This window comes from Streptomyces sp. RG80 (assembly GCF_040446465.1).
Lineage (GTDB): Bacteria > Actinomycetota > Actinomycetes > Streptomycetales > Streptomycetaceae > Streptomyces.
Genome location: NZ_JBEAAJ010000005.1, coordinates 97,536 through 119,870, shown reverse-complemented (window position 1 = coordinate 119,870; position 22,335 = coordinate 97,536). Strand labels below are relative to the sequence as shown.

At 72.7% G+C, this 22,335-nt stretch carries 20 protein-coding genes and 2 pseudogenes; 8 read left to right on the top strand and 14 right to left on the bottom strand.

Annotated elements, in window-relative coordinates:
* Nucleotides 1-7 precede the first annotated feature (7 nt).
* Together ABKA17_RS18240 and ABKA17_RS18235 are read left to right on the top strand one after the other, a co-directional pair.
* Nucleotides 8-700, top strand: a complete 693-nt coding sequence (locus ABKA17_RS18240; RefSeq protein WP_353693133.1) for a response regulator — start codon at nucleotides 8-10, stop codon at nucleotides 698-700.
* Nucleotides 701-818: 118 nt separating this feature from the next.
* Nucleotides 819-2,549 carry a GAF domain-containing sensor histidine kinase gene (locus ABKA17_RS18235; RefSeq protein WP_353693132.1) on the top strand — a complete coding sequence of 577 codons (1,731 nt, stop codon included), beginning with the start codon at nucleotides 819-821 and terminating at the stop codon, nucleotides 2,547-2,549.
* Between the two features lie 33 nt (nucleotides 2,550-2,582).
* Here the strand turns inward: ABKA17_RS18235 and ABKA17_RS18230 are convergent, their stop codons facing one another.
* The 4 genes from ABKA17_RS18230 to ABKA17_RS18215 form a co-directional block, all read right to left on the bottom strand.
* Entirely contained in the window at nucleotides 2,583-4,469 is a 1,887-nt protein-coding gene (locus ABKA17_RS18230) for a PAS domain S-box protein (protein ID WP_353693131.1), read from the bottom strand.
* Nucleotides 4,470-4,636: 167 nt separating this feature from the next.
* Complete coding sequence (locus ABKA17_RS18225) at nucleotides 4,637-5,101, bottom strand: Crp/Fnr family transcriptional regulator (protein ID WP_353693130.1); 465 nt, start codon at nucleotides 5,099-5,101, stop codon at nucleotides 4,637-4,639.
* Between the two features lie 126 nt (nucleotides 5,102-5,227).
* Entirely contained in the window at nucleotides 5,228-6,031 is an 804-nt protein-coding gene (ppk2, locus tag ABKA17_RS18220) for a polyphosphate kinase 2 (protein ID WP_353693129.1), read from the bottom strand.
* A 112-nt stretch (nucleotides 6,032-6,143) separates the two neighbouring features.
* Nucleotides 6,144-7,358: a globin domain-containing protein gene (locus ABKA17_RS18215; protein WP_353693128.1), complete on the bottom strand. Its 1,215-nt coding sequence runs from the start codon at nucleotides 7,356-7,358 to the stop codon at nucleotides 6,144-6,146.
* Nucleotides 7,359-7,760: 402 nt separating this feature from the next.
* Between ABKA17_RS18215 and ABKA17_RS18210 the strand changes: the two are divergent.
* Nucleotides 7,761-8,051 (top strand): annotated as a pseudogene (locus tag ABKA17_RS18210) (phosphoketolase family protein); the annotation flags it as partial.
* 139 nt (nucleotides 8,052-8,190) lie between these two features.
* Nucleotides 8,191-8,814: a hypothetical protein gene (locus ABKA17_RS18205; protein WP_353693127.1), complete on the top strand. Its 624-nt coding sequence runs from the start codon at nucleotides 8,191-8,193 to the stop codon at nucleotides 8,812-8,814.
* Between the two features lie 83 nt (nucleotides 8,815-8,897).
* On the opposite strand, the gene ABKA17_RS18200 is transcribed toward ABKA17_RS18205, so the two are convergent.
* The 6 genes from ABKA17_RS18200 to ABKA17_RS18175 form a co-directional block, all read right to left on the bottom strand.
* The gene (locus ABKA17_RS18200) at nucleotides 8,898-10,538 is read right to left on the bottom strand and encodes an NAD(P)-binding protein (protein ID WP_353693126.1); all 1,641 of its coding nucleotides are present in this window, start codon (nucleotides 10,536-10,538) and stop codon (nucleotides 8,898-8,900) included.
* Nucleotides 10,535-11,542, bottom strand: a complete 1,008-nt coding sequence (locus ABKA17_RS18195) for a thiamine pyrophosphate-dependent enzyme (RefSeq protein ID WP_353693125.1) — start codon at nucleotides 11,540-11,542, stop codon at nucleotides 10,535-10,537. The genes ABKA17_RS18200 and ABKA17_RS18195 overlap by 4 nt, the downstream gene beginning before the upstream one ends.
* Nucleotides 11,539-12,780 (bottom strand): transketolase C-terminal domain-containing protein, encoded by a 1,242-nt coding sequence (locus tag ABKA17_RS18190; protein WP_353693124.1) that lies wholly within the window; start codon nucleotides 12,778-12,780, stop codon nucleotides 11,539-11,541. The genes ABKA17_RS18195 and ABKA17_RS18190 overlap by 4 nt, the downstream gene beginning before the upstream one ends.
* Nucleotides 12,764-13,339, bottom strand: coding sequence for a 2-oxoacid:acceptor oxidoreductase family protein (locus ABKA17_RS18185; RefSeq protein ID WP_353693123.1), 576 nt, complete (start codon nucleotides 13,337-13,339; stop codon nucleotides 12,764-12,766). Before ABKA17_RS18185 ends, ABKA17_RS18190 begins: the two co-directional genes overlap by 17 nt.
* Nucleotides 13,340-13,499: 160 nt before the next feature.
* Nucleotides 13,500-14,393 (bottom strand): universal stress protein, encoded by an 894-nt coding sequence (locus ABKA17_RS18180; protein ID WP_353693122.1) that lies wholly within the window; start codon nucleotides 14,391-14,393, stop codon nucleotides 13,500-13,502.
* Between the two features lie 138 nt (nucleotides 14,394-14,531).
* On the bottom strand, nucleotides 14,532-15,056 hold the full coding sequence (locus ABKA17_RS18175) for an MFS transporter (protein ID WP_502994308.1): 525 nt from the start codon (nucleotides 15,054-15,056) through the stop codon (nucleotides 14,532-14,534).
* Between the two features lie 60 nt (nucleotides 15,057-15,116).
* On the opposite strand from ABKA17_RS18175, the pseudogene ABKA17_RS47960 reads away from it, so the two are divergent.
* The 4 genes and pseudogenes from ABKA17_RS47960 to ABKA17_RS18155 form a co-directional block, all read left to right on the top strand.
* A pseudogene (locus tag ABKA17_RS47960) lies at nucleotides 15,117-15,409 on the top strand (respiratory nitrate reductase subunit gamma); the annotation flags it as partial.
* Nucleotides 15,410-15,736: 327 nt separating this feature from the next.
* Nucleotides 15,737-17,158 (top strand): MBL fold metallo-hydrolase RNA specificity domain-containing protein, encoded by a 1,422-nt coding sequence (locus ABKA17_RS18165; protein ID WP_353693121.1) that lies wholly within the window; start codon nucleotides 15,737-15,739, stop codon nucleotides 17,156-17,158.
* Between the two features lie 134 nt (nucleotides 17,159-17,292).
* Complete coding sequence (locus tag ABKA17_RS18160) at nucleotides 17,293-17,490, top strand: hypothetical protein (RefSeq protein WP_353693120.1); 198 nt, start codon at nucleotides 17,293-17,295, stop codon at nucleotides 17,488-17,490.
* Nucleotides 17,491-17,613: 123 nt separating this feature from the next.
* A complete protein-coding gene (locus ABKA17_RS18155) occupies nucleotides 17,614-18,489 on the top strand; it encodes a universal stress protein (RefSeq protein WP_353693119.1) in 876 nt (291 codons plus the stop codon).
* Between the two features lie 81 nt (nucleotides 18,490-18,570).
* On the opposite strand, the gene ABKA17_RS18150 is transcribed toward ABKA17_RS18155, so the two are convergent.
* The 4 genes from ABKA17_RS18150 to ABKA17_RS18135 form a co-directional block, all read right to left on the bottom strand.
* Nucleotides 18,571-19,080, bottom strand: coding sequence for a flavodoxin domain-containing protein (locus ABKA17_RS18150; RefSeq protein WP_353693118.1), 510 nt, complete (start codon nucleotides 19,078-19,080; stop codon nucleotides 18,571-18,573).
* Nucleotides 19,081-19,113: 33 nt separating this feature from the next.
* Complete coding sequence (locus ABKA17_RS18145; RefSeq protein ID WP_353693117.1) at nucleotides 19,114-19,626, bottom strand: universal stress protein; 513 nt, start codon at nucleotides 19,624-19,626, stop codon at nucleotides 19,114-19,116.
* A 115-nt stretch (nucleotides 19,627-19,741) separates the two neighbouring features.
* Complete coding sequence (locus ABKA17_RS18140) at nucleotides 19,742-21,334, bottom strand: ABC transporter permease (RefSeq protein ID WP_353693116.1); 1,593 nt, start codon at nucleotides 21,332-21,334, stop codon at nucleotides 19,742-19,744.
* Nucleotides 21,331-22,242 carry an ABC transporter ATP-binding protein gene (locus tag ABKA17_RS18135; protein WP_353693115.1) on the bottom strand — a complete coding sequence of 304 codons (912 nt, stop codon included), beginning with the start codon at nucleotides 22,240-22,242 and terminating at the stop codon, nucleotides 21,331-21,333. The genes ABKA17_RS18140 and ABKA17_RS18135 overlap by 4 nt, the downstream gene beginning before the upstream one ends.
* Nucleotides 22,243-22,335: the final 93 nt, after the last annotated feature.

Here is a 22,335-nt window from a genome sequence, read left to right as displayed (position 1 = left end):
GCGTTTCATGACGGCTGGTGAGCAGCCTGGTGGCGGTGGCCCGATCCGGGTCTTCCTGCTGGACGACCACGAGGTCGTACGACGGGGTGTGCACGATCTGCTGAACGACGAGCCCGGCATCACGGTGGTCGGCGAGGCGGCGAACGCGGAGCAGGCCCTGGCACGGGTCCCCGCGCTGCGTCCCGACGTGGCGGTGCTGGACGTGCGCCTCCCGGACGGCGACGGCGTGACGGTCTGCCGTGAGCTGCGCTCCCGGATGCCGGAGCTGGCCTGTCTGATGCTGACCTCGTTCGACGACGAGGAGGCCCTGCTGGACTCGATCATGGCGGGGGCGTCCGGGTATGTGCTGAAGCAGATCCGGGGATCGGATCTCGTGACGGCGGTGCGGACGGTGGCGGCGGGTCAGTCCCTGCTCGACCCCAGCGCCGCCACCCGGCTGATGGCGCGGCTGCGCGACGATCAGGTCAAGGAGGAGGAGCCGCAGACCCTGCCCGGGCTGACGGACCGGGAGCGGGAGATCCTGGCGCTGATCGGCGAGGGACTGACGAACCGGCAGATCGGGCAGCGGTTGTTCCTCGCGGAGAAGACGGTCAAGAACCACATCTCCCGCCTGCTCGCCAAGCTCGGGGTGGAGCGGCGGATCCAGGCCGCGGTCATCGCCACCCAGGCCCAGGACAAGCTGCGGCGGCAGGGACGCTGACGCGGACGGCCGGCTGCCGCCCGCTCTCGCCGTACACGTCGGCCCGGCGCGCCGGACGTTACCTTGACACTGACCGGACAGGTCAAGGCGGTGTCGAGGAGACGTGGAGGAGTACCGGGTGGGAAGCCATGAGCAGGCCGGTCAGGCCCGTGTACGGCTGCCGCAGCTGAAGCTGGACGAACTGCTGGAGGAGCTTCAGGCCCGGCTGGACGCGGCCCGTGGCACTCGCGACCGGGTGCACAGTCTCCTGGAGGCGGTGCTCTCGGTGGGCCGGGAACTCGAACTGGAACAGGCGCTGCACAGCATCGTCGAGGCCGCCGCGGTGCTGGTCGACGCGGAGTACGCGGCCCTGGGCGTGATCGGCTCGGACGGCAGGCGCCTGTCGGCCTTCCACACCGTCGGAGTGGACGAGGAGCAGATCGCGCGGATCGGTCACTTCCCCGAGGGCCACGGCATCCTCGGCGAACTCATCGGCAACCCGGAGCCGCTGCGGCTGGCGAAGATCTCCGACCACCCGGCCTCGTACGGCTTCCCGCGCCACCATCCGCCGATGAACACGTTCCTCGGCGTCCCGATCCGGGTGCGCGACCAGGTCTTCGGCAACCTGTACCTGACCGAGAAGCGGGGTGGGGCGCAGTTCGACGAGGAGGACGAGTCCGTACTGTCGACCCTCGCCGTCGCGGCCGGTGTGGCCATCGACAACGCCCGGCTGTACGAGGAGTCCCGGCTGCGGGAGCGCTGGCTGCGGGCCACCGCGGAGATCACCCACGGACTGATGTCCGGCAGCGAGCGCGGCGCGGCTCTCGCACTGATCGCCGAGCGGGCCCGCGAGATCACCGGCGCCGCCCTCGCGGTGATCGCGATGCCCCTGGAGGACACCGACTCGCTGGGCGTGGAACTGGCCATCGGGGTGGACGCCGAGGCGCACCGCGGGCTCGTGCTGCCCGTGCGGGAGAGCCTGATCGGCCGGGCCTTCGCCGGGGCCGCCCTGGTCACCAGCGCGGATATCTCGCGGGACGAGCGGGTGTCGTCCGCGGCACCGCGCTTCACCGGACTGGGCGCCGCCGCGGCCGTCCCCTTCGGGACGGGTGAGGGGGTACGAGGCGTGCTGCTGCTGGTGCGGGAGGCGGGGCGGCCGGTGTTCTCCGAGAAGGAGACCGAGCCGCTCCAGGGCTTCGCCGCGCAGGCCGCGATCGCCTTGGAACTGGCCGAGCGGCGTCAGGACGCCGAGGAGATCGCGGTGCTCCAGGATCGCGACCGGATCGCCCGTGACCTGCACGATCTGGCCATCCAGCGGCTGTTCGCGACCGGCATGACGCTCCAGAGCGCGGGCCGTTTCATCGACCACCAGGAGGCCTCCGAGCGGGTCGCCCGGGCGGTGGACGACCTGGACGAGACCATCAAGATCATTCGCTCGACCATCTTCGGCCTGCGGGCCCGCGACGGCGCGAGCGGATCCGGGCTGCGCGCCCGTGTCGTACGCCTGGCGGGCGAGGCGGCACCCGTGCTGGGATTCGCGCCCAGCGTCCGCATGGAGGGCCTGATCGACACCGACGTGCCGCGGGAGATCGCCGACCACGTGGTGGCGGTGCTCTCCGAGGGCCTGACCAACATCGCCCGCCACGCGCACGCCGAGCGCGCCGAGGTGGCGCTGGCGACGGACGGCCGCGAAGTGCGGCTGACGGTGGCCGACAACGGCGTGGGCATCCCGTCCCACGGGCGGCGCAGCGGACTGGCCAACATGGCCGAGCGGGCCCGGCAGCTGGGCGGGACCTTCGAGATCCGCACCCCCGAGGGCGGAGGCAGCAGCCTGGTGTGGCGGGTGCCGCTGCCGGAGAGGGAACGGTAGTCGCCACGACAGCCGACGCACCCTCTCGCAGCCTCACAGGCGCAGGGTGAACCAGGTGGTCTTTCCCTCGTCGGCGGGCCGAACGCCCCAGTCGCCGGCGAGGGTGCGGACCAGGAGCAGGCCGCGGCCGGACTCGGCGTCCTCGGCCGCTGTACGGGGCTGGGGGAGTTGCGGACTGCGGTCGCCGACCTCGACGGTGAGGTCCGTGGCGGTGCGGTGCACATGCAGGCCGATGGGGCCGTCGGCGTGCAGTACGGCGTTGGTGAGGATCTCCGACAGAAGCAGGAGCGCCTCGTCCGCGCAGGTGTCGCAGTCCCAGGAGGCCAGCGACTTGTGCAGGAACGCGCGGCCCTCGGGCACGGAGGACGGCAGGGCCGGAAGCTCGATCCTCAGGGACGCCAGCGGTCCGTCGGGCAGCCGGGCCAGCAGCAGGGTGACGTCGTCGTTGTGGCTCTCGGCGTCCGGCAGGAGCCAGCTCAGGACACGGTCGGCGGCGCTCTCCAGCTGCGGCGTGCTGGTGAACAACTCCTCCAGGACGACGGACAGTTCGTCGATGCGTTCCTCGATGTCGCTGCCGGGTGTCTCGATCAGACCGTCGGTGTAGAGGACCAGGGTGGCGCCGGGCTGCATGGCCGTACAGGACTGTTCGTAGTAGACGTCGCCGACACCCAGAGGCGCGTTGACGGGGCAGGGGAGACTGTCGATTCCTTCGCCGGCCAGGGCGACGAGGATCGGCAGATGACCCGCCGAGCAGGCGGTGACGGTGCCGGCGTCCGGGGCGATCACGAGATAGCAGCAGGTCACGAGCTGGTCGGGGACGTCGAGGTCGGCGACGCAGGAGTCCAGGGCCTGCATGAGCTGGCGCGGCTGCATACCGGTCTTGGCGAGCGCGTGCGCCGCCGAACGCAGCTGGCCCATGACGGCGGCGGCCTCCAGCCCGCGGCCCATCACGTCACCGATCAGCACGCCGACCCGGTCGGCGCCCAGCGGAATGAGGTCGAACCAGTCGCCGCCCACCCCGGCGCCCTGGGTCGCGGGACGGTAGCGGCTGGCGGTGGCGAGGCCCGGTATGGCGGGCGGGGTGCCCATCAGACTGCGCTGGAGGGTGAGGGCGATGTGCCGCTGCTGTTCGTACAGCGCGGTCAGTTCGGCCTCCGCGCGCTTGCGGTCGCTGATGTCGCGCACGATGGCGCAGGCGCCGACGACCGTGCCGCGGGTGTCCCTGGTCGGCCACAGCGTGACGTCGACGTCCAGCAGGGCGCCGGATCTGGTGACCCGTAGCGTCTCGAAGTGCTCGACCTTCTCGCCGTGCCGCAGCCGCTTCATCAGGGCGTTGATGTCGTCCTGGAGGTCGGGCGGCGCGAGCAGCGACACGTGCCGGCCGATGGCCTCCTCCGCGGCGTAGCCGTAGAGCCGCTGGGCCGCCGCGTTCCAGTAGGTGATGTAGCCGTCGAGGGTCTTGGCGAGGATCGCGTCCTGGGAGGACTCGACGAGCGCCGCCAGTTCGTTGATACGGGCCTCGGCGGCCTTGCGGTCGCTGACGTCCCGGACGGCGGCGGACACGAGCAGCCCGTCCGAGGTCTCCAGCGGGCTCAGGCTGATCTCCACCGGGAACTCCGTGCCGTCCTTGCGCAACCCGTGCAGGTCGAGACCGGCGCCCATGGGGCGGACCTGGCGGTTGGCGGTGTAGCCGCCGCGGTTGCGGGTGTGCTGGGCGTGGAAGCGGTGCGGGATCAGCAACTCGACCGGACGGCCGAGGAGTTCGGCACGGCCGTAGCCGAAGAGGGCCTCCGTCTGGGCGTTGACGAGCCTGATGGTCCCGGAGTCGTCGACGATGACCATCGCGTCCGGCGCCGCCTCCAGCAGTCCCCGAAACCGTTCCTCGGCCGCTGTCGGCCCCGGATTGACCGAGTCGGCCATGCGCCCACCCCCACCCCTCGACACGCTTGCGGCCATCCCAGCGCCCGTGCGTCACGACCACACCGGGATGTCGCGTACTGAGCGCGCACTGCCCGAACCTGTGCGTGCCCAGGACGCGGATGCCCGGGTCGTGGTCGGCCTGTGCGCGTGCGGGTGGGTGAGGTCGGTCAGCCCCGGATTCCGCTGCCGTAGGGGGCGTACAGGTCGAGCAGCCGGGTGCGGGCGGCCTGGAGTCGGTGGGCGACGACCTCGCCGACCCAGCGGGCCACGGTGCGGCCGAACTCGGGGTCGGCCTGGCACAGCGCGCGTACGGCGGTCGCGTCGAACTCGTAGGCTCGCACCGGCGAGGCGGTCCCGGCGCCCAGGTGCCAGGCGTACGGGGCGTACAGCCAGGACCAGCCGATGAGGTCGTTGTGCCCGAGGGACTCGATGACGGCGGCCCGGCGGCCGGGGACGCGCATGTCGAGGTCGACCGTGCCGGTCCGGATGATCCAGAACCGGTCGGCGCGCCCGCCCTCCTCGAAGAGCCGGACGCCCTCGGGGAACGACACCTCTCGGGCGACCCGCAGCAGGCGGTTGCGGTGCTCGGCGGGCAGCGCCCGCGGCATGCTGGTCGTTGCGGGAGCGTTCATGACGTACCTCCGGTGCATCACGTGCCGTCGAGAAGGCGTGCCGACTGTCACCTCCAGCGTGTGCGCCCGGCACCCGGCCCGGCCATGGGCCACCCGGCCCTGGCACCGGGGCCGATCGGGTATGGGTCAGAGGCTCGCCGCGTGATCCGGGACGTAGGTCTGGAGGTCCCGTGGCAGGCGCTCGTAGCCGGTGGGCGCCGGCCGCTTCGGCAGCTCCAGGACCGGCGGCGGTACCTCGTGGTAGGGCACCGAGTCCAGCAGATGGGCGATCGTGTTCAGCCGGGCGCGCTTCTTGTCGTCGCTCTCCACGACGTACCAGGGCGCCTCGACGACATCGGTGTGCACCAGCATCTCGTCCTTGGCGCGCGAGTACGCCTCCCAGCGGCTGATGGACTCCAGGTCCATCGGGGACAGCTTCCAGCGCCGCAGCGGATCCTCCAGGCGGCGCCGGAACCGCTCCTGCTGCTCGGTGTCGCTCACCGAGAACCAGTACTTGCGCAACAGGATCCCGTCCTCGACCAGCATCCGCTCGAAGACCGGGCACTGGCGCAGGAACAGCTGGTACTCCTCCTTGGTGCAGAAGCCCATCACGTGCTCGACGCCCGCCCGGTTGTACCAGGAGCGGTCGAACAGCACGATCTCCCCGGCGGCCGGCAGATGCTCGACATAGCGCTGGAAGTACCACTGGGTGCGCTCGCGTTCGGTCGGCTTGGGCAGCGCGGCGATCCGGGCGACGCGCGGGTTGAGATGCTCGGCGACCCGCTTGATGGTGCCGCCCTTGCCGGCCGCGTCCCGGCCCTCGAAGACCACGACGAGCCGGGCGCCCTCCGTTCGCACCCACTCCTGGAGCTTGACCAACTCCGTCTGCAAGCGCAGCAGTTCACGCTCGTAGACCTTGCGGGACAGTTTCGCCTTCGCCGTGTCGGCCATGCCGCCTCGCTTCTTCGCCGGGACCGGGGGAATCCGAGGCCAACGGTACGTGCCGCACTCACGGGGAGAGCTCGGCGCGCCAGGGACTCCACCGGCTGTAGGTCCCTGGCGATCAGGAGTCAGTGGCCGGCAGCCACAGGTCGGGGCCGAAGACCTCGTAGCGGATGGCGCGTGCCGGGATGCCCGCGCGCAGCAGCTGTCCGCGCGCGTGCCGCATGAAGGGCAGCGGGCCGCACAGGAACACCGTGGCGTCGTGGGGGAGTTCGACCCCGTCGAGGTCCATCAGACCTTCGCCGGCGTCGGGTTCCTCCGCGCCGGGCCGCTCGTACCAGAACAGGGCGCGGGCGTGCGGCAGCCGCTCGACGAGGGAGCGGGTCTCGGCGCGCAGGGCGTGGTCGGCGGGGGAGCGGTCGGCGTGCAGGAGCAGTACCGGGCGGGCCGTGTCCAGGGCGGCCAGGTGGGCGAGCATGCCCGTCATGGGGGTGCAGCCGATGCCCGCCGAGACCAGGACGACGGGTGCCGTGGCGTCGGCCGGGTCGTCGAGGACGACGTCGCCGAACGGCGCGGACAGGGTCAGCTCGTCGCCCTCGCGGACCTGGTCGTGGAGCAGGCCGGAGACCTCGCCCTCGGGCGTGTCGGCCGTGGCGGCGACGCGTTTGACGGTGATGCGCCGCAGCTCGCCGCCCGGGTCCGAGGACAGGGTGTACTGGCGCAGCTGGTGCACCCCGTCGGACATCCGGACGCGCACGCTGACGTACTGGCCCGCCCGGGCGCGGGGTGCCGGCTCGCCGTCGGCCGGGCGGAGCAGGAAGGACACCACGTCCGGGGTCTCGGCGCGGCGCTCGACGACGGTCCACGGCCGCCAGACCTCGCCGGGCCGGACGTCCGCGTCCTGGTAGAGGCGGGCCTCGCGGGCGATGAGGGCGCCCGCCATCAGCCAGTACACCTCGTCCCACGCGGCTGCCACGTCCGGGGTGACCGCGTCGCCCAGGACCTCGGCTATCGCGGCGAACAGGTACTTGTGCACGATCGTGTACTGGTCCTCGGTGACGCCCACCGCGGTGTGCTTGTGCGCGATACGGCTCAGCAGCGCGTCGGGCCTGGTGTCCGGGTGCTCCAGCAGCGTGGTCGCGAAGGCGGCGATCGAGCCGGCCAGGGCCTGCCGTTGGGCGCCGCTGGCCTGGTTGCCGCGGTTGAACATGCCGTCCAGCAGCTCCGGGCGGTCCCGGAACATGGCGCCGTAGAAGCGGGTGGTGATCTCGTCGAGAGCACCGGCCACGGCGGGCAGCGTGGCTCGCACCACGGCGGCGGAATCAGCGGACAGCATGAGGCCTCCCGGGCAGGGGTCAGAGGGAAGGGGCCGCGTCGCGAAGGGCGGCGGGTTTCTGTGTATCAGGCATCCGGTCGTGTTCCGGTCGCATGGCGCCGTGCGGGGCGGATCAGGGACCATCGGCCCGACCAGTGGGGACCATCGGCCCCATGAGGTCCACTCGCAACAGGGCCGAACGGGACGGGGGAGAGGTGCTGTCGACCCTGTCGGGGGGGCGATGGAGGGCGGGGTGCGGCGCGGCGTGGCGGGGCGGGACCGACCGGTCGGCTGCCGTCGTGGCGATCGAACCGACCCGCTGACCGACAGCGGCCTCAGGAGGTGGCCCGGTCGGCCCTGTCGGGCACCCGGGAGGAGAGAGCAGGGTGGTAAGGCGCACCACGCCCAGCGTCTTCGACCCCCTACCCCTGGCTGATCCACCGCCTGGCCTACCGCCGCACGGGCCACCAGCACCTGCACGTCCGCGGCTACAAGGAGTTCGGCACCACGACCACGCCGTTCGACATGGTCGTCCGCAACGACCTCGACCGCTACCGCCTCGTCATGGACGTCATCGACCGCGTCCCCGGCCTCGCGGTGCACGCGGCGGCCGTACGGCAGGAGATGCAGGACGCCCGGCTGCGCCACCATGCCTGGATCCGCGACCACGGCACGGACCTGCCCGAGGTCGCCGACTGGACCTGGGACGGCTGAACGGGCCCGCAAGCAGGGCCGTTCGGCCCCACGGCCCGGGGCTCGCAGCCCCTGCGATCCCCGGGCCTGCCGCGGGACATTGAGAACGCAACGAGATCCGGCAAGACCCCCGTGTGATCCTCTGGAAGGGATGAGCACCATGGCTGTTCAAGACCACTCGCACCGGCACCTGGGATTCCACCTCCCGTCCCGGCGCAAGACCGCAGCGGTCGACACGACGGCCGTCGAGACGGCCGCCGCGAGCGTGGCGACCCGCGCGTACGTGTTCGCCGGGCTGCGCCTGCTGACCGGCTTCGTGTTCCTGTGGGCGTTCCTGGACAAGACGTTCGGGTTCGGCTACGCGACCCAGTCCGGCAACGGCTGGATCGACGGCGGTTCGCCCACCAAGGGCTTCCTCAGCGGTGTGGCGGCCGGCCCGATGGAGTCGACTTTCCACGACTGGGCCGGGGACGCCTGGGCGGACTGGCTGTTCATGCTGGGCCTGCTCGGCATCGGCGTCGCGCTGATCCTCGGCATCGGGCTGCGGCTCGCCGCGGTCGCCGGCACGCTGATGATGGCGCTGATGTGGGTCGCGGAGTGGCCGCCGGCCAAGCACCTGTCCGACGGGTCGCCGAGCATGTCGACCAACCCGTTCGCCGAGTACCACGTCGTCTACGCCGTCGTGCTGATCGCCCTGGCGGTCGCGGGTGCCGGCGCGGTCTGGGGGCTGGGCAAGGCCTGGGCCAGGCTGCCGTTCGTCAGCAAGAACCGCTGGATGCTGTGAGCACCACACCGTCCCGGACCGGGGCGCCACCGCGACGACCGGGGTGGCGCCCCGTCGGTGTGCCGGGCTGTCGGCAAGACGGGTCACTCCTCCGGCACCATCAGGATCGCCCCGGCCGGACACTCGGCCGCGCACAGCCCGCACCCCTTGCAGTAGTCCAGGTCGATCGCGAAGCCCCTGCCGGGGCCGAGCTTGGTGATGGCGTTGTCGGGGCAGACGCCGTAGCAGTTGTCGCACTCGAAGCAGTTGCCGCAGGACATGCAGCGCCTGGCCTCGAACAGGGCCGTCGACTCGTCGAGCCCCAGCACCACCTCGTCGAACGTGGAGACGCGGCGGGCCAGTTCGAGCCGGGGCCGTACCGAGGCGGGCGCGTCGGCGTAGTACCAGGGGTTGAGCCGTTCGAAGTCCGCGGGCGCGTGTTTGGGATCCGGGGTGTACGACGTCCCGCGCAGGTAGGCGTCGATGTGCCGGGCCGCTTTCTTGCCGTGCCCGACGGCCACGGTGGCCGTGCGCTCGGAGGGCACCATGTCGCCGCCGGCGAAGATGCCCCGGTGACCGGTCATGAGGCCCTCCGCGACCCGCACCATGCCGTGCTCCACGGCCAGTTCGGGCACATCCCGGAGCAGCGACAGATCGGAGTCCTGGCCCAGCGCGAGCACCAGCGCGTCGGTGTCCAGCTCCTCGAACTCGCCCGTGGGCTGCGGGAAGCCGGTGTCGTCGAGCTCCATCCGCTCGATGGTGAGACGGGCGCCGTCGGCGTCTTTGACGGTGGAGAGCCACTTCATCCGGACGCCCTCCTCCAGGGCCTCCTCGACCTCCTCGTCATGCGCGGGCATCCGGTCCCGGGTGCGCCGGTAGACGACCACGGCGTCGGTCGCGCCCAGCCTGCGGGCGGTGCGGGCGGCGTCCATCGCCGTGTTCCCGCCGCCGTAGACGGCGACCCTGCGGCCCAGCAGCGGCGGGACCTCGCCCTCCATGCTGCCCAGCAGCGCGACCGCGTCGAGGATGCGGGCGCTGTCCCCGGCCGGGATGTAGGTACGCCGGCCGATGCCCGCGCCAACCGCCAGGAACACCGCGTCGAAGCCGCCGTCCCGTTGCGCGGCGAGCACGTCGTCGACCCGGGTGCCGCACTCCAGGGCGATGCCCAGCGCCAGGACGCGGTCGATCTCGGCGTCGAGGACCTCGCGGGGCAGCCGGTAGCGCGGGATGCCGTAGCGCATCATGCCGCCCGGGCGCTCCTGTGCCTCCCGGATCGTCACCTCGTGGCCGAGCAGCCGCAGATGGTAGGCGGCCGACAGTCCGGCGGGCCCGCTGCCGACGACCAGCACCCGCTTGCCGGAGCCAGCCGTCGGGGCCTCGATCGTCCAGCCCCCCTCGATGGCCTTGTCACCGAGGAAGCGCTCGACGGCGTTGATGCCGACGGCGTTGTCGACCTGGACGCGGTTGCAGGCGGTCTCGCAGGGGTGGTAGCAGATCCGGCCCATGACGGCGGGCAGCGGGTTGTCCCGCATCAACTGCCGCCAGGCGGCCTCGTAGTCGCCGCTCTCGGCGTGGAACAGCCACTGCTGGATGTTCTCGCCGGCTGGGCACGCCTGGTTGCACGGCGGCAGCCGGTGGACGTACTCGGGGCGTTCGGTGCGCCAGGCGCCGGTCCGGTTGGCCAGGCTGGAGCCCACGTCCAGGGTGATCGCGAACGGCTTGTCCCTCATGACACGGTCGTTCATGACACGTTCTCCTCCGCCAGCAGCCCGAAGCGGGCGATGTTGCGGTCGGCGGCCCGCTGGAGGCGGGCGATGACATCGGTGCGGACCTCCGGCTCGAAGAGGTGCGCGTACCGCTTCTGCGGACGCAGGTACTCCTCGACCGGTACCCGCCGCCGGATCGGCGTCACGTCGGTGACCTCGCCGTCGACGGCCTCGAACACCGGGAAGAGACCGCTCTGTTCGGCGAGCCGGGCGATCCGCACGGTGTCGCAGGACGCCGTTCCCCAGCCCAGCGGACAGGGCACCAGGACATGCAGATAGCGGGCCCCGCGGATCCCCATCGCCCGGTGCACCTTCGCCTCCAGGTCGCGCAGGCCGGCCACGGTGGCCGTGGCGACGTAGGGGATCTCGTGCGCCATCGCGATCAACGGCAGGTTCTTGCCCTGTCCGAAGGGCGCGCCGGGCTCCTCGCCGACCGCCTGGGTGGTGGCCGTGCGCGCGGTCGGGGGAGTGGCCCCGGAGCGCTGCACGCCGGTGTTCATGTACGCCTCGTTGTCGTAACAGACGTACAGAACGTCGTCGTTACGCTCGAACATGCCGGACAGACAGCCGAGCCCGATGTCGACGGAGCCGCCGTCGCCGCCCTGTCCGACCACCCGTATGTCGGTGCGGCCCTTGGCGCGCAGTGCGGCGGTGACCCCGGCGGCGACGGCGGGCGCGTTGCCGAACAGGGAGTGCAGCCAGGGCAGTTGCCAGGAGGTCTCCGGGTACGGCGTGGAGAACACCTCCAGGCAGCCGGTGGCGTTGACGGCGATCACCTGGCCGCCCGTCGCGCGCTGGGCCGCGTCCAGGACGTAGCGGGCGCCGAGCGCCTCGCCGCAGCCCTGGCAGGCGCGGTGGCCCGAGGTGAGCGCGTTGGAACGGCCCGGGTCGGCCTGGTCGGACTGCGCCTCGGGGCCCAGCAGCCGGTTGCCGGCGGCGAAGCTGCCGACTTGGTAGAACCTGATCTGCTGTGTGCCGCTCATCGGTTGCTCCCCAGGTCGCGGAGGATGTTCTCCGCCGACGGCCCGGACCGCCTGGTCCGCGCCATCCGGTCCAACTCCCGTGCCACGAGGTCGTGGTCGAGGTCCAGGAACGTCAGTTGGCCCAGCCGCCCGGCCACCGCGTCGGCGAACAGCCGGTGCAGCGACGCCTTGGTGACCGGGCGCCCACCCAGACCGGCGATCACGGTGTGGCCGTCGAGCCGGATCCCGGACAGCGCGGTGCGCACGTTCTGCGCGACGATCCCGCCGACGCCGACTGCCAACGCCCTTTCCAGTACGACCACCCGGCGGGCGTTCCCGAGGACGGTGCGTACCTCCTCCAGCGGGAATGGCCGGAAGGAGGTGATCCCCAGCACCCCGATCCGCACCCCCGCTGCCCGCATCTCGTCGACGACGTCGCACACCGTGCCCAGCACCGAGCCGAGGGCCACCACGACGGTGTCGGCGAACTCGCAGCGGTAGGGATGGACCAGCCCGCCGGAGTCCCGCCCGAACGCCTCACGGAACTCCCGTGCGATGTCCGGGATGGCTTCCAGCGCCTGCATCTGCTTGGCGTGCGCCAGATACCGCACCTCGGTGAAGGCCTCGGGACCGACCATCGCGCCGATCGACACCGGCTCGCCGGGGTCGAGGACCTGGCGGGGCTCGTACGGCGGCAGGAACGCGTCCACCTGCGCCTGCTCGGGCACCTCGATCCGCTCCCAGGCGTGGGTGAGGACGAAGCCGTCCATGCACACCATCACCGGCAGCGACAGCTCCTCGGCCAGCCGGAACGCCTGCGGGTGCAGGTCGGCGGCCTCCTGGTTGTCGCGCGCGTAGAGCTGGATCCAGCCCGAGTCCCGCTGGGACATGGAGTCGCTGTGGTCGTTCCAGATGTTGATGGGCGCGCCGATCGCCCGGTTCGCCACCGTCATCACGATCGGCAGCCCGAGCCCGGACGCGTTGTAGAGGGCCTCCACCATGTACAGCAGGCCCTGGCTTGCGGTCGCCGTATAGGCACGGGCACCGGCCGCCGAGGCGCCGATGCACAAGGACATCGCCGCGAACTCCGACTCGACGTTGACGTACTCGCAAGGGTCGAGCGCGCCGGACTTCACCAGCCGGCTGAGCTCCTCCACGATGTGCGTCTGCGGCGAGATCGGATAGGCGGCGATCACCTCGGGGCGGCAGTAGGCGACGGTCTCGGCGACCGCGCGCGAGCCCTCAGTCTGCTTGAGCATGGGACAGCTCCTTCAACGCGAGCTCGACGTGCTCGTACGCCTCCCGCGCGGCGTCGGCGTTGGCCACGCCCAGCCGGCCGGGGAAACGATCCCGCACGGCCGTCGCGAGGGAGTCGAGCGTCACACAGCCGGTGAGCGCGGCCAGACCGCCGAGCAGGGCGGCGCCGGGCAGCGGGCGGCCGACGTGGCGCAGGGCGAGCGCGGTGGCGGGGACCGTGAGCACCGGGCCCGTGAGGGTCTCCAGGCCCAGGTCGTCCGGTCCGCGCGTCGCGTTGATCAGGACCGCGCCACCGGGGCGGAGCCCTTCGAGGACGTTGACCTGGTGCAGCAGCGTCGCGTCCTGGATCACCAGGGCGTCGGGCAGCGTGACGGGCTCACGGACCCGGATCGGCCGGTCGTCGATCCGGCAGAACGCCATGACGGGCGCCCCGGTGCGCTCCGAGCCGAAACTCGGGAACGCCTGTGCGTGGCGGCCTTCCAGGAAGGCCGCCACCGACAACAACTCCGCGGCCGTGACGGCACCCTGACCGCCGCGGCCGTGAATACGTACCTGGAACACGGCACCCTCCTGGTGAGCGGGTTCCGGATCGGTCGTGGCGATGGGGGAGCGGGGGCTCCCCAGGTCACTCGTCCTGCGCGCGGGCCCGGACAGGTCGGGGTCCCTCCCGGTCCGGCGCCCTGTGATCGGACCGGGAGGGACGCTCACCCCGGGTGGTGGCTCATGCGTGCGGGACGATGACGACGGGGCAGCGGACGTGGTGCATCACGGCGTGCGCGATCGGCCCGGTGTGGGTGCCGATCCGGGACGGGCGGATCCTGCGGCCGACGGCCAGCAGACCGGCGTCCTCGGTGACCTGGAGGAGCAGTTGTGCCGGACGTCCCTCCTCGACCATCTCGTGGACCTCGACCGTGGGGAACTTCTCCCGCCACGGCGCGAGCACCACGCCGAGCGTCCGCTCGGCGGCTGCCCCCACCTCCCGGCGCGCCTTGGCCTCCAGAGCGGCGGGCACGTACGGCAGGCGCCAGCCGTGCACCACGCGCAGCGCGGCGGATCGCAGCGCCGCGCTCTCGAAGGCGAAGTTCAGCAACTCCTCGCACGGTGAGGCCGGATCGACGCCGACCACGACGACGCGGTACGGCGTGCGCGCCGAGGCGCGTCCCTCGGCGTCCGGCGCGTGCTCGTCGTCCGGAGTCTGGTCGGCCCGTACGAGGACCACGGGCCGCGCCACATGGGCCACGGTCGCCAGCGCCACGGATCCGGCCATGAAGCCGCCGAACCCGCTGAACGCCCGGCTGCCCAGGACCAGCAGCTCCGCCTCGTCACCCGCGGCGACCAGGGCCTCGGCCGCCGGCCGGGAGATCTGGTCCGCGCTCATGTACACCTGCGGATAGCGCTCGTTGATCTGGTCCATCGCACCGCGCAGGATCCGCTTCGCCCAGTGGCGCGGCGCCTCCAGCTCGGGCAGATCCGTCACTTCGGGCGAGGCGCCGCCCTCCCACGCGTGGACCAGCCGCAGCGGCAGTCCGCGCCGCAGCGCCTCCCGGGCCGCCCAGTCGGCGGCCGCGAGGCTTTCATGTGAACCGTCCAGCCCTACGACAACGGGACGAAGCACGGCCGACACCTCCCCGGATCGACGGCGCCCGCACTCTGCTGCGCGGGGCGCTGCACTCTCAGGATCTCGTCGTGGACCGTGCCGACGGCAGGGGCCACAGCGGCCCCCGCCGAGGGCCGAACGGCCCTTTGGCACTGGTCAGTGAGGCTTCACGGCGGGAACGGGCGGGACGGCCGCCCGCTGGACACCGGTCCCGGTGTAGACCAGGGCCGCGCCCGCCACCACGGCGAGCAGCAGCAGGCCGAGCGCGTACGAGCCATACGTGCCGTAGAGCGCGCCCATCACCAGCGGCGGTACGAAGCCGCCCAGTCCGCCCGGCGCCGACCACACCGGTGACCGAACCGGTCCGCTCCGGGCCGGCAGCGCCACGAAGGCGAAGGTCGCCCCGCTGGCCGCACTCAGCGAGGCCGCCATCGCCAGGAACGCGACCGTGCCCAGCGGGGCCAGTGACGGAGTGGCCGACTGGACCAGCGCGCCCACGACCACCACGGCCAGCGACCCGGACAGCACCCGCACGGGGCCGATCCGGTCCGACAGCCAGCCGCCGACCGGCCGCATCGCCACCGCGAGCAGCACGAACCCCGCCATCCGGTTCGCGGCGTCGCACTGGGTGAGGCCGTAGCCGGTCTTGAGACAGGTGGGCAGGTAGACGGAGAACGCCACATAGCCGCCGAACGCCACCGCGTACAGGGCGGACGCCTGCCACAGCCGGCCACTGAGCACCTCGGCGCCGACCGCAGCGACAAGCTGCTCTTCCCGCGGCTGTCCGCCACCGTCCTGCTCGGCATCGCCGCCACCGCCGCCCACAACGTCTTCGGCGCCGGCTACGACTACAGCTCCACCATCTCTGTCTGGTTCCGGGGCCTGTTCACGCTCCAGCCGCGGCCCGAGGCCATCGCGGACGCCCCGCTGCTCTTCCAGCTCCGCGCCCTCACGGCCTGTCTGCTCTTCGCGGCCTGCCCTTCACCCGCCTCGTCCATGTATGGAGCGTGCCGGTGGGCTGGCTGGCCCGCCCCTGTCGGTCTGCCGGCGGGGCGCGGACGCGGCACCGGCGATCCGTACGGCGGCCGCGAGGCTGCCCGAACGGAGAGCTGATCAGGGCCGGTCGGCCCATGCCGCGGAGGCGGTCATGGCGGAGGCTGGAGATGTCGCGGGGCCCGCGGGCCCGGACAGCGAGGACGGGAAGGGCCCTACCCGCTTCTCGCGGATCCTGATTGCGCGGTGCACGGCCGCCGGCCGCTTCTCCGCGTCTTTCCGGGTCCCTTCCCGACACCTCCAGCACAACACACCGGCGGCGCGTCCGCCAGGGCCGATCGGCCCCGACCGATGAGGAGAGGAACGTCATGACCGTCATCGGACCGGCCCCCGCACCGTCCCGACCCGCACTGCTGAGCTTCCTGGGCGCGGTGGGCACGGTCACCGGCAGCAAGTTCCTGGTCGAGACCGACCACGCCCGTGTCCTCATCGACTGCGGTCTCTTCCAGGGCCTGGCCGACCTGCGCCGGCGCAACTGGCGCGGCCTGCCCTGCGACGGCGCCGACATCGAGTCGGTCGTGATCACCCACGCCCACCTGGACCACTGCGGCTATCTGCCCCGGCTGGTCCGGCACGGCTTCCGGGGCCGCGTGGTGGCCACCGACTTCACCGCCCGGCTCATGGAGATCGTCCTGCGCGACAGCGCCAAGCTCCAGATGGAGGCGGCCCACCACGCCAACGAGCACGGCTGGTCCAAGCACCGCCCCGCACAGCCGCTCTACGACGACTCGGACGTGGACCGCACCATGAAACTCCTCGACCCCGTACCGATCGGCGTCGAGGCCGAGATCGCCACCGGAACCACCGTCACCCTCCACTCCGCGGGCCACATCCTCGGCTCCGCCTGGGCCCGGCTCACGCTGGAGGACGGCCACACCCTCGCCGTGAGCGGCGACCTCGGCCGCCCCGGCCATCCCCTGCTGCGCCCCCCGGAGCCGTTCTCCGGGGCGGACGTGCTGCTGATGGAGTCGACCTACGGCAACCGGCGCCACGAGGAGGACGCCGGACGCGCCCACTTCGCGAGCGTGCTCACCCGCACCCTCGCCCGCGGCGGCACCGTCGTCATCCCCGCGTTCGCCCTCGACCGCACCGAGATCGTCCTGCACGAACTCGCCGAACTGCGCCGCGCCGGACGCCTCCCGGCATCGGTGCCCGTCTACGTCGACAGCCCGATGGCGCTCGCCGCCCTCGACGTCTACCGGGACGCCCTGCTGACCCGGGCGCCCGAGCTGCGCCCCGAGATCAGCGCCGCCGGCACCGCCGCGCTGAGCCCCGAGCCGTTCCTCGCCGCCCGTTCCATCCAGGAGTCCGTCGAGATCGGCCGGGCCGGCGGTCCCGCCGTCATCGTGTCGGCGTCCGGCATGGCCACCGGCGGCCGCGTCCTGCATCATCTGCGGCGCCTGCTGCCCGACCCGCGCAACACCGTGGTCGTGGTCGGCTTCGCGGCCCGGGGCACCCGGGCCCGCGACCTCGTCGACGGCGCCAAGGCGCTGAAGATGTTCGGCGAGTACGTCCCGGTGCGCGCCCAGGTGGCCGACGTACCGCACTTCTCCGCGCACGCCGACGCCGGGCAGATCATCGAGTGGCTGCGCGGCGCCCCGGCTCCCCACACCACCTACCTCGTGCACGGCGAGCCCGACGCGGCCGCCGCGCTGCGCGACCGCATCGACCACGCCCTGGGCTGGACGGCCGTCGTCCCGCGCTCCGGTGAGCGCGTCCTCGTGCGCTGACCCACCGCCGGCGGCGTCGCGCAAGGGCCGGATGAGACTCCTGCCCGGGACCGTCGGCTCAAGCGCCGTGCCCCGTAACGGAGTTGGCTGGTGGTATGGGGAGACATCCCCCGGCCCGAAAGGGGGCGAGCACGGTGGGCACGAGCTTGACACCGGAGTTCTGGGAGCGCTTCGCGGTCCTGCTGGTCGCGGCGGTCGGAGTGACGATCGTCCTCGTGGCGGCCGTCGACGCCCTCGCCGTGCGGGTGCTGCGCCGGCGCGCGGGCTGGACACCGCCACCGAAGCGGGCCCGGCACCAGTTCGACCGCCACCACACGGCCGTTCACAGCTGAAGGCCGATCGGCCCGCACAAGGGCCGAACCGCCCCTGCCGCCCGGCGGACCGGCGTGCCACGGTGACGGTGACCCCTGACTGCTGCCCGATGCGCAGCAACCTGACGAAAGGCGGTGGGGACGATGGAGCTGCCCCTGGTCGTGGGCGTCGACGGATCCGAACCGAGCCTCGTGGCGGTCGACTGGGCGGTGGACGAGGCCGCCCGCCTGGCCCTGCCGCTGCGGCTGGTCCACGCCTCGATGTGGGAGCGCTACGAAGAGGCCGCCCTGCCGGGCGGCCTGGAGCGCCCGTCCGGGCGGGTGCTGGCGGAGAACGTGCTCGGCTCCGCGGTGGAGCGGGCCCGGCGTCGCAACCAGGACGTGAAGGTCACCGGTGAGGTGGTGGGCCAGGAGGCGGTGGCCGTGCTGCTGCGCGAGGGCCGGAACGCCTCGGCCCTGGTGACCGGGTCCCGTGGCCGCGGTGAGCTGACGGGTCTGCTGCTCGGTTCGGTGAGCCTGGCCGTGGCGGCCCGTGCGGACTGCCCGGTCATCGTGGTGCGGGGCGACAAGGCCGGCCTCGCGGGCACCCACGAACGGGTCGTGCTCGGCGCGGGCGACCCCGCGACCGGCGACGAGGCGGTGCGGTTCGCGTTCCGCGAGGCGGCCTCCCGAGGCTGTGTCCTGGACGCCGTCCGCACCTGGCGCTGCCCGGCCCACGAGACCGCCGACCACCCGATGCTCGCCGAGGATCCGGCGCACCAGCACGAGGCTCAGGCCTCCGCCCTGCTCGACACCCTGCTCCGGGAGGCGCAGGCCGAGCACCCGGAGGTCCGCGTCCGCGAGGACACGGTCGAGGGACCGGCCCGCAAGGTGCTGCTGAGCCGGACCGCCGCGGCGGACCTCGTGGTCATCGGCGCCCGGCGCCGGCACGGCCATTACGGACTCCAGCTGGGGCCCGTGGGACACGTACTGCTGCACCACGCGGACTGCCCGGTGGCGATCGTGCCCGAACGGAGCTGATCGCGAGGACGGCGCCCCGTGCCCGACGGGACACGGGGCGCCGCCGGGTTCGCGCCTGCGCTGATCGGGAGGGGGCTCGATTCAGCCGGCGGCGAGTTCCGCGGCGATCGCGTCGGTCCACGCGTCGATCGCGGGCCAGTCACGGAGATCCCCGAAGCGGCCGCCCATCAGCCGGAACAACAGGCGTCCGGCGAAGGGCAGCTGACGGGTGGTCACGACCCCGGCGAAGAGCCGGTGGTCGCGATGCGGCAGGTCACCGGGGAGGCTGTCCAGGATCACCGGGACCTCCTTGAACGCGAGACGCTTCCACGGCCCGCGCAGCGCGCCCGGCATGCCGACGCTGAAGATCCACAACGGCCGGTCGCCCAGCAGGCCGGAGTTGGCGTCGAGGAAGGCGTACGCCGGATCGAGCCAGCGCTGCCCATGCACGGCGCTGCCGAGGACGAACGCCCGGTAGGCGTCGGCGTCCTCCACCGTCTCCAACGCCCTCGCCTCGGCCTTGAACCCCGCGGCGCTGAACCGTTCGGCCATATGGGCCGCGATCTCACCGGTGGAACCGTGCGCGCTCGTGTACCCGACCAGGATGTCCATGACGTCACCTCGCTGTACGTCGGTCGCGTGCGGCTACGCGGCACCGCTGTGCACGCGTCCGGGTGCCTCGACGGACCTGAGCGCCGGCTCGGACCGCTCGGCGGCGGGGACGGTCACCACGGGCACCGTCGCGTGCCGCAGACAGGCGTGGCCCACCGCGCCGACCGCCGGCGCCTCCCACTGCCTGTGCGCCTTGCGCCCCAGCGCGAGCAGGAGCGCGCCGTCGGCGTACCGGAGCAGTACCCGGGCCGGCGGCCCCTGCGCCACGACGGCGCGCACGGCGGTGGCCTCGCGCGGTCCGAACACCTCACGGACGGCGGCGGCCAGGACTCCGGCGGCCTGTTCCCGCTCCTCCTCGGGGGTGGGCCGGGCGGCCGCCGGGGCGTAGGGCGCCAGCCGGGCCGCGGCCGGTTCCCACACGTGCACGGCCACGACCCGCGTACGAAGGGCACGCGCCTGGCCTTCGGCCCAGCGCAGTGCCGCCAGGGACGCCTCGGATCCGTCGACACCCACCACGATGCCGTTGTCCTCGGCCTGTTCGGTCATGACTGCCTCCCCGGAGAACGCCTCCTGCTCCCACAGTGAGCGGTGCCGGGTGGGCGAGGCGTGGGCCGAGCGGCCCCGAGTGCGCGCCGAACGTCCTTTCGCCACGAGGGACTTGTCAGCCGACGTCCCTTCGGCGCAGGCCCGCCCATCCGGCCGCGGTGAGAGCGGCGGCGACCGCCAGGAGCAGGATCGGAGCGGTGAAGGTCAGGTCGGTCGCGGGCAGGTGGGGTATGTGCTGGAAGGGGGAGAGGTCGCGGGCCCGTTCGGGCAGGTCGAGGGCCTGGGCCAGCAGGCCGATGACGAAGCAGGCGACGAGGGCGGCCCATGCGGCGGTCGCGGTACGCGGGGCGAACCCGAACAGTGCGACGGCGAACCCCGCGAGCAGCCAGAGCGCCGGGGTGTAGACGAGCGCGGCGCCGACCAGCCGGGGCACCTGGCCCAGGTCGCCGCGGGTGAGGCCGTAGGCGAGCCCTGTGCCCAGGCCCGCGGCGGCGAGGACCACGACGCTTCCGGCCAGCGCGACCGTGAGGTGACTGGCCAGCCACCGGCCCCGTGAGACCGGGGTGGCGAGCACCGGCTCGGCCCGCAGCGCGCTCTCCTCGCCGTGCAGCCGCAGTACGGACTGCACGGTGAACCCGGCGCCGAGGAGGGCCACGACGAGCAGGGACTGGGACAGGTAGGAGTCGGTGAGGCTCGCCCCGGCGTACCCCGTGAGCAGGTCCGCCATGGCCTCGTTGTCGGCGACGAAGTCCTCGACGTCGTCGGCGACCCAGCCGTAGGCGAGACCGGTCAGGAACACACCGCAGGACCAGCCGACGAGGCTGCCCCGCTGGAGCCGCAGGGCCAGCCCCAGGGGACGGCCGAGACCCGGTGCCGCCCGGGGCGGGCCCGGTCGGGGCGGTACGAGGCCCGCGCCCAGGTCGCGCCGGTCGGAGAGCGCGTGGGCCGCGAACACGGCGGCCACGGCGAACAGAAGCGGGACGAGCAGCGGCCACCAGCGTTCACCCGCGAACGGCCGCGTCTTCTGGACCCAGCCGATCGGCGAGAGCCACGACAGCGTGCCGTCCCCGATGTCCCCCGCGGCGCGCAGGACGAACGCCAGCCCCAGCACGGCACCGGTACTGCCGTGCACCACCCGGGTGTTCTCCGAGATCTGGGCGACGACGAGGGTGATCGTGGCGAAGACGAGTCCGAGCGCGCAGAAGGAGACGCCGAAGACGACCGAGCCCGTGGTGGGCAGGTCCATGCCGATCAGACCCAGCGTCACCAGCGTGCCGACGGTGACGTTCATGCCCGCCACGACGAGCAGGGTGGCGGTGGCGTTCGCGTGGTGGCCGACCGGGAGGGCTCCGATCAGTTCGGCGCGGCCCGCCTCCTCCTCGGCCCGGGTCTGCCGGCCCGTCAGGAACATGCTCATCAGCGCCACCAGGACCAGCCCGAAGGTGCCCACCTGGAAGGCGACCTGGCCGCCCAGGGTGTCGAGGCCCTGGGCGGGACCGTTGAAGGCGATGGCCGCCGCGTTGTCCTCGCCGGCCTCGGCCGCCACGTCGAGATCGTGCTGGGTGGGGTAGAGGCCCTTCACGCTGGCCGTCGTCAGCAGCACCAGCAGGGGCACGGCGACGATCCAGACGAGGATGCGGATCCGTTCGCGGCGCAGGACGAGCCGGGTGAGGACGGCGGTGCCGGTGAGGTCGGAGGAGGCGCTCATCGCCGGTCGCCGTCCTCGGGTGCGTCCCCCTCGTCGCCGTAGTGGCGCAGGAACAGCTCCTCCAGCGTGGGCGGTTTACTGGTCAGGGTGCGGATGCCGAAGCCGCCGAGGAGGCGTACGGCCTCGTCGAGGCGGTCGGTGTCGACGTCGAAGCGGACCCGGTGGTCCTCGGCGCGCAGGTCGTGCACGCCGGACAGGGCGCCGAGCCCGGTGGGCGTGCGCATCGTCACCGCGTCGATCGACGTCCGCGTCAGATGCCGCAGGTCGGCGAGGGTGCCGGTCTCCACCGTGCGGCCCGACCGGATGATGCTCACCCGGTCGCACAGGGCCTCCACCTCGGCCAGGATGTGGCTCGACAGCAGGACCGTGCGGCCCTCGGCCGTCGCCTCGCGGACGCACTCCTGGAAGACGCTCTCCATCAGCGGGTCGAGGCCCGAGGTGGGTTCGTCCAGGAGCAGCAGCTCGGCCCGGGAGGCCAGCGCGGCCACCAGGCCGACCTTCTGCCGGTTGCCCTTGGAGTAGGTGCGGGCCTTCTTGGCCGGGTCGAGCTCGAACCGCTCCAGCAGTTCGTCCCGCCGGACGGGATCGAGGTCGCCGCGCAGTCGCCCGAAGACGTCGATGATCTCGCCGCCGGTCAGCTTCGGCCACAGGCTCACATCGCCCGGCACATAGGCCAGCCGCCGGTGCAGCCGCACCGCGTCACGCCACGGGTCCCCGTCCAGCAGCCGGACCTCGCCCGCGTCGGCCCGCAACAGCCCGAGCACGACCCGCAGGGTGGTGGTCTTGCCCGAGCCGTTGGGCCCGAGGAACCCGTGCACCTCCCCGGTCGTCACGGTCAGGTCCAGCCCGTCCAGGGCACGGAACCGACCGAACCTCTTCACCAGCCCCGACACGGAGACGACGGACATGAGTTCCTCCTGGCCCGGTTCGTCCTTCGCTGCGGATCTTCTTCGACCTTCGCGCACCGCGGGGCCGGCGCGGCAGGGGCCGAAGGTCCCGGG